General features: G+C 65.7%; 7 protein-coding genes, 1 tRNA gene and 2 pseudogenes. 8 read left to right on the top strand and 2 right to left on the bottom strand.

Features of this window, described 5'->3' with window-relative positions; genetic code table 11:
- The first annotated feature begins 35 nt into the window (after positions 1-35).
- The 3 genes from Mal64_RS16390 (at position 36) to Mal64_RS16400 (ending at position 3,728) form a co-directional block, all read left to right on the top strand.
- Positions 36-2,399 carry a hypothetical protein gene (locus tag Mal64_RS16390; protein ID WP_146402275.1) on the top strand — a complete coding sequence of 788 codons (2,364 nt, stop codon included), beginning with the start codon at positions 36-38 and terminating at the stop codon, positions 2,397-2,399.
- Between the two features lie 63 nt (positions 2,400-2,462).
- The gene (locus Mal64_RS16395) at positions 2,463-3,401 is read left to right on the top strand and encodes an ABC transporter ATP-binding protein (RefSeq protein WP_146402278.1); all 939 of its coding nucleotides are present in this window, start codon (positions 2,463-2,465) and stop codon (positions 3,399-3,401) included.
- A 254-nt stretch (positions 3,402-3,655) separates the two neighbouring features.
- Positions 3,656-3,728 (top strand) — tRNA-Glu (locus Mal64_RS16400).
- 287 nt (positions 3,729-4,015) lie between these two features.
- Here Mal64_RS16400 and Mal64_RS16405 read toward each other — a convergent pair.
- Together Mal64_RS16405 and Mal64_RS16410 are read right to left on the bottom strand one after the other, a co-directional pair.
- Complete coding sequence (locus tag Mal64_RS16405; RefSeq protein WP_315852816.1) at positions 4,016-5,407, bottom strand: lamin tail domain-containing protein; 1,392 nt, start codon at positions 5,405-5,407, stop codon at positions 4,016-4,018.
- Positions 5,384-7,903: pseudogene (locus tag Mal64_RS16410) on the bottom strand (CotH kinase family protein); the annotation flags it as partial. The pseudogene Mal64_RS16410 and the gene Mal64_RS16405, both read right to left, overlap by 24 nt.
- 513 nt (positions 7,904-8,416) lie before the next feature.
- Here Mal64_RS16410 and amt point away from each other — a divergent pair.
- The 5 genes and pseudogenes from amt to Mal64_RS16435 all read left to right on the top strand — a co-directional run bounded on the left by amt (position 8,417) and on the right by Mal64_RS16435 (position 14,574).
- A complete protein-coding gene (gene amt / locus Mal64_RS16415) occupies positions 8,417-10,783 on the top strand; it encodes an ammonium transporter (RefSeq protein ID WP_146402285.1) in 2,367 nt (788 codons plus the stop codon).
- Positions 10,780-12,120 (top strand): HD domain-containing phosphohydrolase, encoded by a 1,341-nt coding sequence (locus tag Mal64_RS16420; protein ID WP_146402287.1) that lies wholly within the window; start codon positions 10,780-10,782, stop codon positions 12,118-12,120. The genes amt and Mal64_RS16420 overlap by 4 nt, the downstream gene beginning before the upstream one ends.
- Positions 12,121-12,268: 148 nt before the next feature.
- Positions 12,269-12,730, top strand: a complete 462-nt coding sequence (locus Mal64_RS16425; protein ID WP_146402289.1) for a hypothetical protein — start codon at positions 12,269-12,271, stop codon at positions 12,728-12,730.
- Positions 12,731-12,938: 208 nt separating this feature from the next.
- Positions 12,939-13,190: pseudogene (locus tag Mal64_RS20215) on the top strand (type II secretion system protein); the annotation flags it as partial.
- A 646-nt stretch (positions 13,191-13,836) separates the two neighbouring features.
- Positions 13,837-14,574, top strand: coding sequence for a hypothetical protein (locus tag Mal64_RS16435; protein ID WP_146402293.1), 738 nt, complete (start codon positions 13,837-13,839; stop codon positions 14,572-14,574).
- Positions 14,575-14,622: the final 48 nt, after the last annotated feature.

Consider the following 14,622-nt stretch of genomic DNA (forward strand, 5'->3'; position numbering starts at 1 on the left):
GGCTTCCCATCCGCCGTCCTCCTCCCCGTTCCGGGATGCGTATGCCGCCCACCGCCCGTTCGCCGCACGACCTGCTCGGCCGTCTCGATCAACGACGCCCGCGCGGCTTAGTGACGATCGCTCGCGTGATCGGGTTGGTTGTTTTGGCGGCGGCGAGCTTTCTTGCGAGCGCGGCCTGCGCGGAGCCCACCATCGGCGAATGCAGGTTCGGGTTTGAAGGAGCCTACAAGCTTGGTGTGTGGACGCCCCTGAGGGTGGCGATCGACGGGGGCGAGGCGGGCCCCGACGCCCGAGCCGAGGCTTTGCGACTGGTGGTCGCCGCGCCCGACAGCGACGGCGTCGCGACCCTCGCCACGACGCCGGGGGGCAAACCGGCGGCGGTCGAGCCGGGCCGCACGACCCACGAACTGCTCTACGTCCGCGTCGGCCGGGCCGACGCCTCGGTCGAGGTGCGGCTGATGCGGGGCGCCAAGACGATCGACCGCAAGAAGATCGGTGTCGGCGTCGCCGAGGACGATAAGAACCGGCTGCCGGCCACTCCCTCTAGCGGCCGCTTGATCCTCGAACTGGGCGGCCCCACGGCTTTGACCCAAGCGGTTATCGCCGCCCAGAGCGCGCAATCGGGCGGTGATAATGAAGGAATGCTGCATGTAGCCGTGTTGCCCTCGGGAGAACTGGTGGGCGAAGGCTTTGGGCGTTTGCCGACCGAGTGGCATGGCTACGAGGGGATTGAGACGATCGTCGTTGCCGAAGGCCCCAGCGACGACTGGCTCGCCGGCGTGGCGCCGAGCGACCCGCGGCTGGTTGCCCTCGCCCAGTGGGTCGAGATGGGTGGCCGGCTGGTGATCGCTTGCGGCGCGCGCGGGGCCGATTGGTTCGCTCCCAACGGGCCGCTATCAGACTTGGCGCCGGGCGAGTTTGCCGGCATCGAATCGATCACCACCGTGGCGCCAATCGTCCGCTACGCCGAGTCCGACGCCCCCGCGCCGATCGCCGCGGGCGAGACCGTGGCGGTCTGCCGGCTCGCCGACGTTGCGGGCCGCGTCGAGGCGCGGGCTGGCTCTGCCGCCGGGTCGTTGCCGCTTTTGGTCCGTGCGTCGCGCGGCATGGGCGAGGTGGTTTTCGTGGCGGTCAACCTTTCCTCGGGGCCTTTGAAGAACTGGCCCGGCTCGCCGCTGCTGATGGCCAAACTCGTTGGGCTCTCCGGCGAGGCGTCGAACAACGACGGCGGTTCGACGAGCGGCGCCGGATCGCTTGCCGTCGGGCAGAACGATTTGGCGGCCGTGCTGCGGCAGCGGCTCGACGCTTCGTTCACCGGTGTGAGCACCCCACCCTTCATGGCGGTGGTGGGGCTGGTGATCGCCTACCTGCTGCTGATCGGCCCGGGCGACTACTTGCTCGTCACCCGCGTGCTCAAGCGGCCCGAGGCGACTTGGATCACGTTCCCGCTGATGGTCGCGATCTGCGGGGGCGGGGCGTACTGGCTCGCCTTGTCGCTCAAGGGCGACCAGCTGCGGGTGAACCAGGTCGAGATGATCGACATCGATTGCTCGCGTGGCCTGGCGCGTGGCACGGTGTGGACGCACGTCTTCAGCCCCCGCGCCGAGCGCTACGATCTCGCCCTCAGGACGCGTACGCCTGGCGGCGACGACACGACTCCCGATGCGTCGTACTTGGCCTGGATGGGCCAGCCCGGCTACGGCCTGGGGGGCATGCTCACGCCGGCGCCCGCTGGCTCGCCGCTGGCGGCTTCTTACGCCTTCGGCCCGCGGCTGGGCGGCGTGTACGGCATGCCCGTCCAGGTGTGGTCGACCAAAACAATGCTCTCTCGTTACCTGGCGCCGATCGACCGGCTCGTCGACGGGCGTCTCTCGCAAACCGCCGATGGGCTCGTCGAGGGAGATCTCACGAACGACACGGGGGCGCCGCTCGAAGATTGCTGGCTGCTCTACGGCGCGTGGGCCTGGCGGCTGGGCGACCTGGCCGACGGCGAGACCAAGGGGGTCGACCTGGCCCGCGCCCCGGTCAAAGTGAACACCATGCTCCGTGAGCAGATGAACGTGACGAACGTCGGCGGCGGCGACAATTATTACTACTTTGACCACCGCCGCATGGAGGTCGAGTCGCTCGCCGCGCTGATGATGTTTGGCGAGCGTTTGACGGTGTCTGGCGGAGAGGGAGTTTCGAACGGCTACCAACGGTTCACCGACCTGTGCCGCATGCTCGACACCGGCCGGGCGATCCTGCTGGCCCGTTGTCCCCAGGTCTGCAGCCAGTTGGTCCGCAGCGGCGGCGCCCCGGCGGCCGACGGCGCCAAGCAGCCCGCGGCCGAGCCGCTCGCCTCGGAGCAGGACAAGAACTGGGTGTTCTGTCGGTACGTGATGCAGGTGCAGGAATAAGAACCACTTACGGCTCGCCCCGAATCGCGATGAGCCAACGGCCAACAGCCAATAGTTAATAAAATGATCGAGATCCACGGCCTCACCAAGAAGTACGGCGACCTGTTCGCCATCCGCGACATCGAGCTGGAGCTCGCCGCGGGCGACGTGTTCGGCTTTATCGGCCCCAACGGCGCGGGCAAGACGACCACGATGCGCATCCTCGCGACGCTGCTCCACCCGACCTGGGGCGAGGCGTACGTGGCCGGGCATTCGATCTACACCAAGCCCAAAGAGATCCGCCGCGTGATCGGCTACATGCCCGACTTCTTCGGCGTGTACGACGACATGAAGGTGATCGAGTACCTCGAGTTCTTCGCCGCCGCCTACCGCATCCGCGGCCCCGGGCGCAAGAAGATCTGCGACGACGTGCTCGAGCTGGTCGACCTGGGCTACAAACGAGACGCGCTCGTGACGAGCCTCAGCCGCGGCATGACCCAGCGGTTGGGCCTCGCGCGGGTGCTGCTGCACGACCCGCAGGTGCTGCTCTTGGACGAGCCGGCGAGCGGACTCGACCCGCGCGCTCGGATCGAGATCCGCGGGCTGCTCAAGGAGCTGCGGAACATGGGCAAGACCATCATGGTTTCGAGCCACATCCTGCCGGAGCTGGCGGACATCTGCAACAAGATCGGGATCATCGAGCGTGGCGAGCTGATCGTGAACGCCGACGTGGCCGACGTGATGCGCCAGGTCCGCCAGCAGACCGTGCTGAAGATCACGGTGGCCGGTCCGATCGAGGTGGCGGCTTCGGTGCTCGAGGCAAGCCCGCTGGTCGAGTCGGTCACCCAGGCCGCTGAGCACGGCGTCGAGGTGCTCACCACCACCCTGAAAGCCGAGGCCAACGACCCGAGCCTCGTGGCCCAGGAGCTGTTCGAGGCGGGTTGCCGCCTGACGATGTTCAAGGAGGAGGAGATCAACCTCGAGACGGCGTTCATGACCCTGACGCAGGGAATCACGAGCTAGTGCGAATCGCACAGATGCGTAGCGTGTGTGGCGGTGTGATTCGGCGTCGACAAGGCGAAAACGACGCTACGGCTACCAGTAGTGCCCTCTAGGGCAGCAGAAGGGAAAGCAGGATAAATGGGATCTAGAAGGCAGGGTTTACCCGGCCGTCATCTCCTGTCCACTTTCTCCCACTCACATTTCTAAACAGCCCCTTGCTCCCAAGCCGCCAAATGCCGATACTACTGGGCCGGCCTAGTGCCGCTGGTGACCACGCCCCCATCGTCTAGTGGCCCAGGACACCGCCCTCTCACGGCGGAGACAGGGGTTCGACTCCCCTTGGGGGTACTGCGTTTTATCACGCGTAGTTTTCCACGCGTGGTCTCGTTCCGCCTTCGGTGGAACCTCGCCGTGCGGCTGCTTCCCCACGGTTTCAACCCGCGTCTCGGGCGGGATTTCGCGTCACGCTTGCTTGTCGGGTGCGAATCGCACGCATGGGCGCGTCTATGGCGGTTTGAATCTACGCGTATGCAGCAAGTGTCAAGCTGCGACTCTCCGAGCCGCGGTTGTCGAGGCCGTGCTCCGGCCGCACCAAGGGGCGGCTTTGCCGAATGCCCCTTCCCGAGATAGGGGGATCATAGCGAGGCAAAGGCCTCGTCCCATTCTTCTGCAAGCGTCGAATCGGGTCGGTTCTCCTCCAAGCCTTCTTGCGGCCACGCTGTACGGGACGACCGGGTTGGCCCGTGCTCTTTCTCATCACCGCCGTCGAGCCGGCGGTTCGGCTGGTCGCCGAGCAGCAGCAACTCGTTGGAACTGGCAGTGGGCGCCGCCGAGATGACATCTTCGATCGCTGCTTCAGATACTGCGTTGGAGGCAGTGTGGGCAACGCTTGTGTAGTGCGCCACGGAGACCGGGTCTGCGGATCGCTCGACGGCTGCCGAAGCCGGGGCAGTAGCGGCGGCCACGGCGGCAACCGCGGGCGGTGGCTGGTAGTCGAGCGGTGGGGCGACGTCGCCCAGATGGTCGCGCCAGACCGTGAAATCCGCCGCGTCGGCGACGCCGTTGCGGTTGCCGTCGGCGCCTGCCCCCGGCACGGCCCCCGGCCCATCGACCGTTTCCCCGAACCGCTGGATCCAGGCGTCGTAGTCGTCGCGGGTGACGACGCCGTCGCGGTCGTAGTCGCCGTCGATCAGCAGGGTCGCGGCGCCCGGCGTGCCGCCGGTCAGGTCGCTTTCACGCCAGTTGTTGGGGTCTGCCGGGTTGGCGAAGTAATCGATCACCTGGAGTGCGGCGCCGTCTCCGTCGGCGTCATCGGGCCACGAATTGGAGTCGTCATACTCGAAGCTGAGAATCACGCTGTCATCGGCGCCCACGATCGCTATTTCTTCGCCGCTGTTCGACAGCCGCCCGCTGTACTCGCCCGCGACGTTGCGGCCTGCGCCGTATCGGGCATTGAACGCCAAATGGTTTTCGACCACGACCACGGCTTCGCCCGGGGCCAAGACGCCGACGGCGCCGGTGGAGAAATCGAACTCGATGCCGTCGGTGAAGCGGACTCCCGTCAGGTCGACGGTCTGGTTGCTGGTGTTGAGCAATTCGAAGAACTCGAAGCTGTTGTCGTCGGCCCCGGGGACCAGCGCCAGCTCTTCCTGCGTGGGATCGTCGGGGTGGTAATTGATCTCGGTCACGCGCAGGTTGCCGGCGTCGGCCGGGACCACAATCGTGGCGTATTGCCCCGTCGCCATGGCGCTCCAGGGGAAGTCGGACCCCGGCTCGACCGCACGGGCGTTGACGGTAACGTTCTCGCCGACAAGGAAGGGATCCGAGTAAACCAGCGCCGTCGGAGAGTAGCCGCCGTCCGCAGCGCGAGGGTCGGATCCGTCGAGGGTGTAGTAGATTGTCGCCCCGGGCCGATCGACGCTGAGCGTTACCTCGGTCCCGGCATCGCCGTTGGGCGGCGAGAGCGAGGGGACCGGCGCCATTTGCTCGTCCATCCAGGCGGCGTGCTCCCGGAGCCAACCGATCATGTGGCTCACCTGGGCCTCCCAGCCGGTGAGCCCCTCTTCGCTGAAGGCGCCAACATTCAGCTTTAAATTCGGCCATCGCTCTGAGTTGCGGATCCGGGCCTCATTGATAATCGAGGCGTGGGCGAGCACCGTCGCCTCGATGTTGGCGTCGCTCAGCACCCCGGTGCGGAGCTCGCTCCAGCGGTCGACCCACGCCTGCTCGAAGTTGGGGTCTTTGAACAGCCGGCCCCACTACGCGAATTGGAACGGATCATCGTTGATCGGCTGCCAACTCTCGGCTAGGGGAGTCTGATAAGCGGTGTGCCCTGAGGAGCGATCGAAGTCCCACACCGGTCCGAAGGCGAGCTTGCCATCACGGCTCTTGTGCATGTGCTCGCTCAGGACCATCATGTCGACCTCGCCGGAGAAGATACGCAGCAAGTGGTGGTCGATCGCGCTCTCGACGTCGAGGAACTGGGCGTAGCCCTCGGAAGGGTCTTTCCAGTCGGGGCCGTACAGGGCGTTCTCGAAATCTTCGAAGTAGCCACGGATGTAGTCGGTCTGCGCCTGAGTCATCTCGGCGCGTTCCGGGTCGACGTGCACGAAGTGTGGGGTCCCCATCGGAGTGCCCCGGCTGGTGTGGAAGATGGCGTCTTCCTCCTGGTCGGGCCGATCGAATTTGATAATGTAGCCGCCCGTGATTTCTGATTCGGCGTTGTCAGCGGGCGTCAGTTTGTCGACCTCAACACGGCCCTCGTCGATCTTGATGTTCTCCATCAAGACGTACACGCCGCGGTACTCACCTTCGGTGATGTCGTTGCCGTTGTGGTTGACGATCACCTCCACGTAACGGGTGCGGATGGCGTAGTGGCCCATCTGTTCGCTGAGATCGTACATCACCCCGTTGCGGATCATCGCTTTGTCGAGGTGATGCGGGGCGTAGAGGATCCAATCGGAATTGGCGGGCATGCCGAGCAGCGGGGCGTTGCGGTCCTCGCCCGACTCGTCTCGCAGCTCGATCCGGAAGTTCGGCTTCACTTGGTCAAATGTGCTCGAGCCTCGGCGGTGGTACCCCATCGAGGAGGTGAACTCGGGGTCGGCCGACAGCGACGTGCGGCCGGTCTCGGCGTCGGGCTTGTAGAGCGAGAAGCTGGCGTCCTCGAAGTCGGCTCCCGGCAGGCCGCCTCCGAAGCCCTCTAGAACGATCACCGGGAGGTCCGATGTGAAGCCCCCGATCTCGGTACTGGTTTGGCTGAACGCGCCCGAGACGACATCGCCCACCTGGCCCAGCGGGCCGAAGGCGCGAGCGCGCACGTGGGTACTAAATTCGATCAGGAGCGGGCCGGGGTAAACCGGCGACGTGGCGGTGGGCACGCTGCCATCGGTGGTGTAGCGAATAGTCTCGTTGACGTGAGCCGAGGTGAGCGTCAGCTCGAACGGTTCGACAAACACCCCGCCCGGGTGGGAGAACACCACATCGCTCGCCGAGAGCTGCGTGTTGGGGGCCCCCGGGGTCGCGGCGATCAAGTTGCCCGCCAGCTGCGGCGCGAGCAACTCGCCCGACGCCAGGCTGAGTCTGGGGACCGCGAGCAGATCGCCGTCCTCAAGGCCCATCACGTGCAGGCTCAGCACGTTGGTCCCCTCTTGCAATAGCCCGCTGTGCTGAGTGAGGGAGAAAACGGCCTCGCCGGTCGCCGCTTCTCGCGGACGCAGCTCCGTCGCCAGGGAGTCGAAACCCGGCGTTTCGGGCGCGTGGTCGCTGGCGATCTCCACGCCATTGAGGTACGCGACGAAGCCGTCGTCGTACCGCAGGCTCAGCCGGTCGAGCAACGCATCGGCCTCACTCGACTCGAAGGGGATGCGCACGTAGACCGATTGGGTTCCCGACTCCAGCGTCGTCTGTATCAAGTCCGCGTAGGAGTTCGGTATATCCTCGAAGCCGAGGCTCGCCTCCCCTGTATGCCACGCCGAGTCATCAAAGCCTTCTAACATCCAGGTCGCGTCGACCGAGTTGTCGGTAGGAACCCAGTAGCGAACCGCGCTGTCGGGTGAAACCACTTCGGTGTGCGTGGAGTCGAAGCCGAGTCCGTGTGACCGGTTCCTGAGCTGCGCAGGGTAGTCCTCGCCGTCGGCGCCGAACTCCGACCGTATCTCCCCCTGAGGGTCGACCAGTGCGAGGTACTCGCCGTCGGCGGAAAGTGAAAAGCTAGTGTGACGGTAGCCCAAGGGGTCAACGGTGTCGGCGCCCGAGGCAAAGACCAGCAAGTAGCCGCCCGCCTCAATGGTAGTGCTTGGGAAAGACCACTTGTCGAGCTCGTCCTCGTCGTCGGTCAGGCCCCATCCCACGAGGTCGATCTCTTCGTCACCGTGGTTGTGCAGTTCGATCCAATCGGATGTGGCGCCATAGCCATCGAGCACCGCCCCCCCGTTGGAAGCCATGAACTCGGTAATCAGAGGGTTGGCTGCGAGAAAATTACGAGGTTCAAGCGTTTCGATACGAAGCTTCGTTGATTTCATGATGTCGCGAGTGTGGGCGGACTGGCTCTAGGCGGTCCTGTTGGAAGGGGGGCCAATCGGCTCCTCCCCCATAATGGAAACGGCGGCAAAAACGGTCCAATGGAATAGGAGCCTTTGTTCTAGCCTTCACGCCAAGAATCGACTGCGAATAGTTAGCGAAAACCCTACAGAAATTGGGGAATGGGTGCTTTTTGCCCAATTAGAACTCTTGGTTTTGAAGGGATTCGTGGTCGCTCAGCTTCTCCGTAATTACCTACTGGGAACCGCAAGAGTGTGACGTGATCGTGGCGGAGTGAATCGGCTTCGATACGGCGAAAGGCAAGCTAAGGCGGTGGGGCTTGCGCTATTGGGCATGCCTCATCAAGGCTTATCTGATCACCTAAACGGGGCGGATTTGACGGAAAATCGAGGGGTTCCCCCAAGTGCTGCTAGCTGGGAACTAGGGTTTCGAATCAACCCGCAAAAGTGCGGGTTGCCGGGCGATCCCACTGAACAGCTGCAGAGAACCTACCCATGCGACCCGTGCGTGTTTTGGCGTCGTTCGTTATTGGCGCCACGTTGCTCGTTGGCTCCGCCCATGGCCAAGAGCCTGTCTCTCCCGACGCCGCGGCGGACCCGCTTGCCGCCGTCGAGCAGGTACAACAGCTGCTCGATTCGGCATGGGTGCTGATTGCCGCCGGCTTGGTGCTGCTCATGCAGGGGGGATTCCTTTGCTTGGAGTCGGGCCTATCGCGGGCCAAGAACAGCATCCACGTTGCGATCAAGAACCTCAGCGACTTCTGCGTCTCGGCCGCCGCCTACTGGGCGGTCGGCTTCGGCGTGATGTTCGGCGCGAGCTACGCCGGCTGGTTCGGCACGAGCGATTTTTTCCTCGGGGGGGGACTGTTCAGCGGGGCCGGCTCGGCCTGGCTGCTCGCCTTCTTCCTGTTCCAAATCACCTTCTGCGGCACGGCGACGACGATCGTCTCGGGCGCCGTTGCCGAGCGGATGCGTTTTGGCGCCTACTTGGCGATCGCCATCTTGGTGTCGGGTGTGCTCTACCCGTTGTTTGGCCATTGGGCCTGGGGCGGGGTCGTGCCGGGCTCGGGCGCCGGCTGGCTCGCGCAGATGGGCTTCATCGATTTCGCCGGTTCGACCGTGGTCCACTCGCTCGGCGGCTGGGTCGCGCTGGCGGCGGTGCTGACGATCGGCCCCCGCATCGGTCGCTTTGGTGAGGGCGCCACGCCGATGAACGGCTGCAATTTGCCGATGGCCATGCTCGGCACTTTGCTGCTGTGGTTTGGTTGGTTCGGCTTCAACGGCGGCAGCACGCTAGCGATGAACGACAGCGTGCCGTCGATCTTGGTGAACACCAGCCTGTCGGCAGCCTTCGGCGGGCTGACGGGGCTCGTCCTCTCGAAGCTGCTCTCGCCGCACGTGAGTGTGGGCGACACGATGAACGGCGTGATCGCCGGCCTGGTGGGCGTTACCGCCTGTTGCCACATACTTACGCCGCTCGCCTCGGTCGTGGTGGGCGCCACCTCCTGCGTTTGGTGCTTCGGCGCCACGCGGCTGCTGGAGCGACTGCGGATCGACGACGCCGTCGGCGCCGTACCGGCGCACGGCGTGGCGGGCGCCTGGGGCACGCTCTGCGTCGCGTTGCTGGCCGATCCCGCCGCGTACGGCACGGGCAACGGTTTTTGGGGCCAGCTCGGCGTGCAGGCCGCGGGGGCGGGCGTTTGCTTCGTGTGGGCCTTCGGCGTCGGCTGGGTCGCGCTGCGTGCGATCAGCCTCGTCATCCCTATGCGGATCTCGGCCGCCGACGAGTTGAAGGGACTGAACATCGCCGAGCACGGGGCCAGCACCGAGGTGCTCGAGCTGCTCACCGAGATGCACCACCAGCAGACGACCGGCGAGTTCTCCACGCGTGTCCACGCCGAGCCGCACACCGAGGTGGGCCAGATCGCCGCCGGCTACAACCGGGTTCTCGACAAGGTGAACGAAAAGACCCAGCGACTCGAGCAGATGCACGCCGAGGCCGAGTCGCTGCACCGCAAGCTGCTGGACGTGGCTCATCAGGCGGGCAAGGCGGAGATCGCCACCGACGTGCTGCACAACGTGGGCAACGTGCTGAACAGCATCAACGTGTCGGTCGGCCTCGTGCGTGAGCGGCTCGAGGCGCCGCGGATCGAGCCGATCCGCAAAACGGCCCAGCTGCTGCGTGAGCACGCCGACGACGAGCCGTCGTTCCTCGCCGACGCCGAGCGCGGGCGCCTCGTGCCCGACTACCTGGAGGGCTTGGCCAACGCGCTCGACGCCGACAACGAGGCGGCCGTCGCGGAGCTCGGCCAGCTGATCGACAACCTCGAGCACATCAAGGCGATCGTCTCGACGCAGCAGGCGAACGCCGGCGTGTCGGGCGTCCAGGAGCCGGTCGACGCCGCCCAGGTGCTCGGCGAGGCGGAGACGCTCAACGCCTCGGCGTTCGACCGCCACGGCGTCGAGGTGGTGCGGCAGTACGCCGACCTGCCCGACTTCATGGTCGAGAAGCAGAAGCTGCTGCAGATCTTGGTGAACCTCATCCGCAACGCCAAGGAGGCGCTCGTCGAGGGCCGCGTCGAGGGACGCCAACTCACGCTCCGCGTCACCCGGGGCGACGAGGTGGTGCGCATCGAGGTGGCCGACAACGGCGTCGGCGTCGCCCCGGAGAACCTCAACAAGATCTTCACGCACGGATTCACCACCAAGCCGACCGGCCACGGCTTCGGCCTGCACAGCTGTGCGAACGCCGCCCGCGAGATGGGCGGCGGCCTGTTCGTCGAGAGCGAAGGGTTGGGTCTCGGGACCACCTTCCTGCTCGAATTACCGCTCATACCAGTGGAGGCGCCCGTCGCCGTATGAACACTACGCCCCAACGCCTGCTGGTCGTCGACGACAACCCAGCGATCCACGACGACATCCGCAAGACGCTCTGCCGCAGCGCGGCTAGCGAGTCCGCGAGCGATAGCGAACTCGGCGCCGCCGAGCTTGCGCTGTTCGGCGAGGAACCGGCCGCCCCCGCGCCGAGGGCCGCCGAGGCCGCTCCGCAGGAAGGCCTGCAGATCGACTCCGCCTACCAAGGCGCCGAGGGACTCGAGCTCGTGCGGGCGGCCCGCATCGAGGGGCGTCCTTTCCCGATGGCGTTCGTCGACGTGCGCATGCCGCCGGGGTGGGACGGCATCGAGACCGCCGAACGCATCTTCGAAGAGGACGAGGACATCCAGGTCGTGCTCTGCACGGCCTACTCCGACTACTCGATCGGCGACATCGTGAAGCGCTTCGGGCCGACCGATCGACTTCTGATCCTCAAGAAGCCGTTCGACATCGCCGAGGTCACGCTGCTCTCGCGCACGCTCAGCGAGAAGTGGCGGCTCGGCCGCGAGGCGCGGCGCACCATCGCCACGCAGGGCGACAAGATCTTCGATCTCGAGCGGTTGCTGACGATGGTCGAGCAGTCACAGATCAGCCTGCGCGTGCAGCACGAGAACCTGGAGGATCGCTCTCGTACGCTCAGCGACGAGCTGCGTGAGCGGACCGCCGAGGTGATGGAGACCCGCCAGGCGGCCATCTACACCTTGGCCCAAATCACCGAGTCGCGCGACCCCGAGACCGGCGAGCACCTGCTGCGTATGCGTGAGGTCGCCCAGCTCATCGCCTCAAGGCTCGCCGAGAGCGGCCCGTACAAATCGCAAGTCGACGAGGAGTTCCTCGGAGAGTTCTACTGCTCGACCCCGTTGCACGACATCGGCAAGGTCGGTGTGCCCGACTCGGTGCTGCTCAAGCCGGGCAAGCTCACGACCGAAGAATTCCAGGTCATGAAGCGGCACACGCTCATCGGCGCCCAAGCGCTCGAAGGGGCGATCGAGGCGACGCCGCACGGGAAATTCCTGGCGATGGCCGCCGACATCGCCCGGGCGCACCACGAGTGGTTCGACGGCAGCGGCTACCCGCTCGGCTTGGCGGGCGAGGCGATCCCGCTGGCCGCACGCATCGCCGCCGTGGCCGACGTGTTCGACGCGGTCACCTCCAAGCGGGTCTACAAAGACGCGATGTCGGTCGAGGCGGGACGCCAGACCATCATCGAGGGCTCGGGCAAGCAGTTCGACCCGGTGGTGGTTGAGGCGTTTCTCGAGGTTTTCGACGGGGTTTGCGCCGTACGCGATCGCAGCGACGAGACCGCCCTGGCGACCCCGGTCTGACCGATCGCGGCTTCTATATACGTCCCTAAGGGCCCCAGGCGCCCTGCGGCTAGACGATGAGCGGCTTCACACTCCGCGTGAGGTTTCGCTTCCCCTGCAGGGGCGGGCTGAGTAAACTCGGGTAAGTTTTCTATCCCCGAGGCCTTTGTTGGCGCCCGTTTCGGTCATGCCCAGCCTGCTGCGAAAGTTGGTCCCCCTCTTGATGGCGGCGTGGTACGCCATGCTGTCGGTGGGCGGCTACGCGCTGCACGACTGGCTCGGATGCCCGGATCAGGCGGCCCAGGCGATCAGCGCCGCAGAAAACGGCTCCGGCTGCTCCTGCGGGCACACCTGCCCATGGTCGCATGACGAGCGGCTTAACGACGCCTTTCTGCCGAACGAGGCCTCCCAGCCGAACGACGGGCCAACTCTGGCGGTCGAGCGTCAGGGACACAACCCACACGATTGCTCGCTCTGCGCCGCTTTGGCGCAGGTGAAGCTCGCCAAGGCGACCGACGGTCTTCAGACCGTGAGCGCCTTGGTCTCTATCGCGATGGCTCCTGCGCCCCACGCGCGGTGGACCTCGTCATCTCTGCGTCTGGCCGACGCCCGGGGACCCCCGACGGTCTGAGCGACCGACCCGTCAGCCACTAGGGGCAGTGCTTACGCGTTACGCCGTGAGCACGACCGTGTGCAATTTTTTCGATTGCACGCCCCCTTTCAGTCGCCTCGGTCGAGGCGCGTCGGTTGTCGGTTCGACGTCACTCTCTCTGAGCCGCGACGCTCGTGTCGCGGCGCCGACCTGAACGGATTCTCCCTGTCACTCCCCCCTTGGCTGGATGAGCGTTTCGACGCGGCGTCCTGCGATCGCCATTTCGGTTATGCGTCATTCGAAAGCTTTCACGCTCGTCGAGCTGTTGGTCGTCATAGCGATCATCGGCATGCTGGTGGCGTTGCTGCTGCCAGCCGTGCAGTCGGCTCGCGCCGCGGCGCGGCGCACGCAGTGCGCCAGCCGCATGCGGCAGATCGGCCTGGCGATCCACCAGTACGCCGATGTCCACAAGGGAAAGTTCCCGCTGGTCACGCACGGCGCCGCCGATGAGGACGACTCGTGGATTTTCCGTCTGTCGGGCTTCCTTGAAGACGTCGACAGCGTTCGCCTCTGCCCCGAAGATCTCGCCCGCGTCGAGAAGCATTCGGAGGCTCTGACGAGCTACTACCTCAATGGGTACCTCCGCGAGGCGGAGCCGATCCCCGCCGGGTATAAGGGGCCGCTGAAGGCCGAGGAGGAGCGGAAGAACGCGCGGCTGGTCGACGATCTCTACGACCTGCGCGAGACGCACGACACGATCATGCTCTTCGAGGGGGTCGCCGGCGCGCTCGAGGCACAGGTCGACCACGTCCACTCGACCGAGTGGTTCAGCGAAACGAATGTCCATCATGGCATTGTGTTCGATGAGGTCAGCCGGGAGGTGGCGGTCGATCGTCACCTCTCGACGGCGGCGAACTACCTGTACGCCGACGGGCACGTGGCCACGGTTTCGGCCAGCCAGATCGCCGAGTGGTGCGACGAGGGGAAGGACTTCGCCCGACCGGCCAAATAAGGCCGTGGCGGCGGATAAGGATTCAGGGGACCAGTGTGACTGACGTCAACCGATTGGCCGACGACGCCGAGATCAAGGCGCACACCAACTGTTTGTTTTTTGCGTCTTGAACCATCATCTTTGGAGTTGTCTCATGTTTTCGAGTTTCCGGGGCGCCGTGCGTCCGATCGCTTTCGCTTGCTTGTTGCTGACCGCCCGTGGCGCCTGGGCCCACGGCGACATCACGCTGTTCGACGCCGCCGGCCAGGTGGGCGTCGGCCTGATCGACGTGGGCGAGGGGGTCTTCGAGCCGGGCGAGCGCGTGTTCGAGGCGTTGCTCTCGCCGAAGCTGATCGCGAGTTTTCCGTTTGACTTCGACTCGGACGAACCAGGATTCGACGTGCCCGACGGCGCTCTGCCGGCCAACGAGCCGATCGTTCTCACGGTCAAGTCGTTGACCTACTGGGACGGCGTCGGCGAGCCGCTGTTCGCCCCGGCGGCCGGAACGACTTTCGGGTTTGATACCGACCCGTCCTTCGCCACCGACGCCGACGGCGGGTTGCACGACCACGCGTTGTTCGGCCTGAACGGCGCGGCGCCCGACGGCGTGTACGTCGGCGAGTTCACCGCCGCCGTGGCCGGGCTGGAGGAATCGGATCCGGTCTTCATGGTCATGCTCAAGGACGCGCTGCTCACCAAGAGCAGCCTCGAGGACTTCGAGGAGGCCCTGGAGCAGTACGAAGAAGGGGGCGCCGAGCCGGTGATCGGCGGCAAGAACTTCGCTTTCTACGAGGAGGCGGTCGAGTCGGTCGAGGCGTCGCTCGTGCCCGAGCCGGCGTCGTTCGTGCTTGTGACTTTCGCGTTTTTGGCGTCCTGCTTCCGAAGGCGGTAAGTCGCGCCCGCGAGGCTAATCGTGGAGCGTGCCGCGGGCTATCTGTCC

This window comes from Pseudobythopirellula maris (assembly GCF_007859945.1).
In the GTDB taxonomy this organism is placed as follows: domain Bacteria; phylum Planctomycetota; class Planctomycetia; order Pirellulales; family Lacipirellulaceae; genus Pseudobythopirellula; species Pseudobythopirellula maris.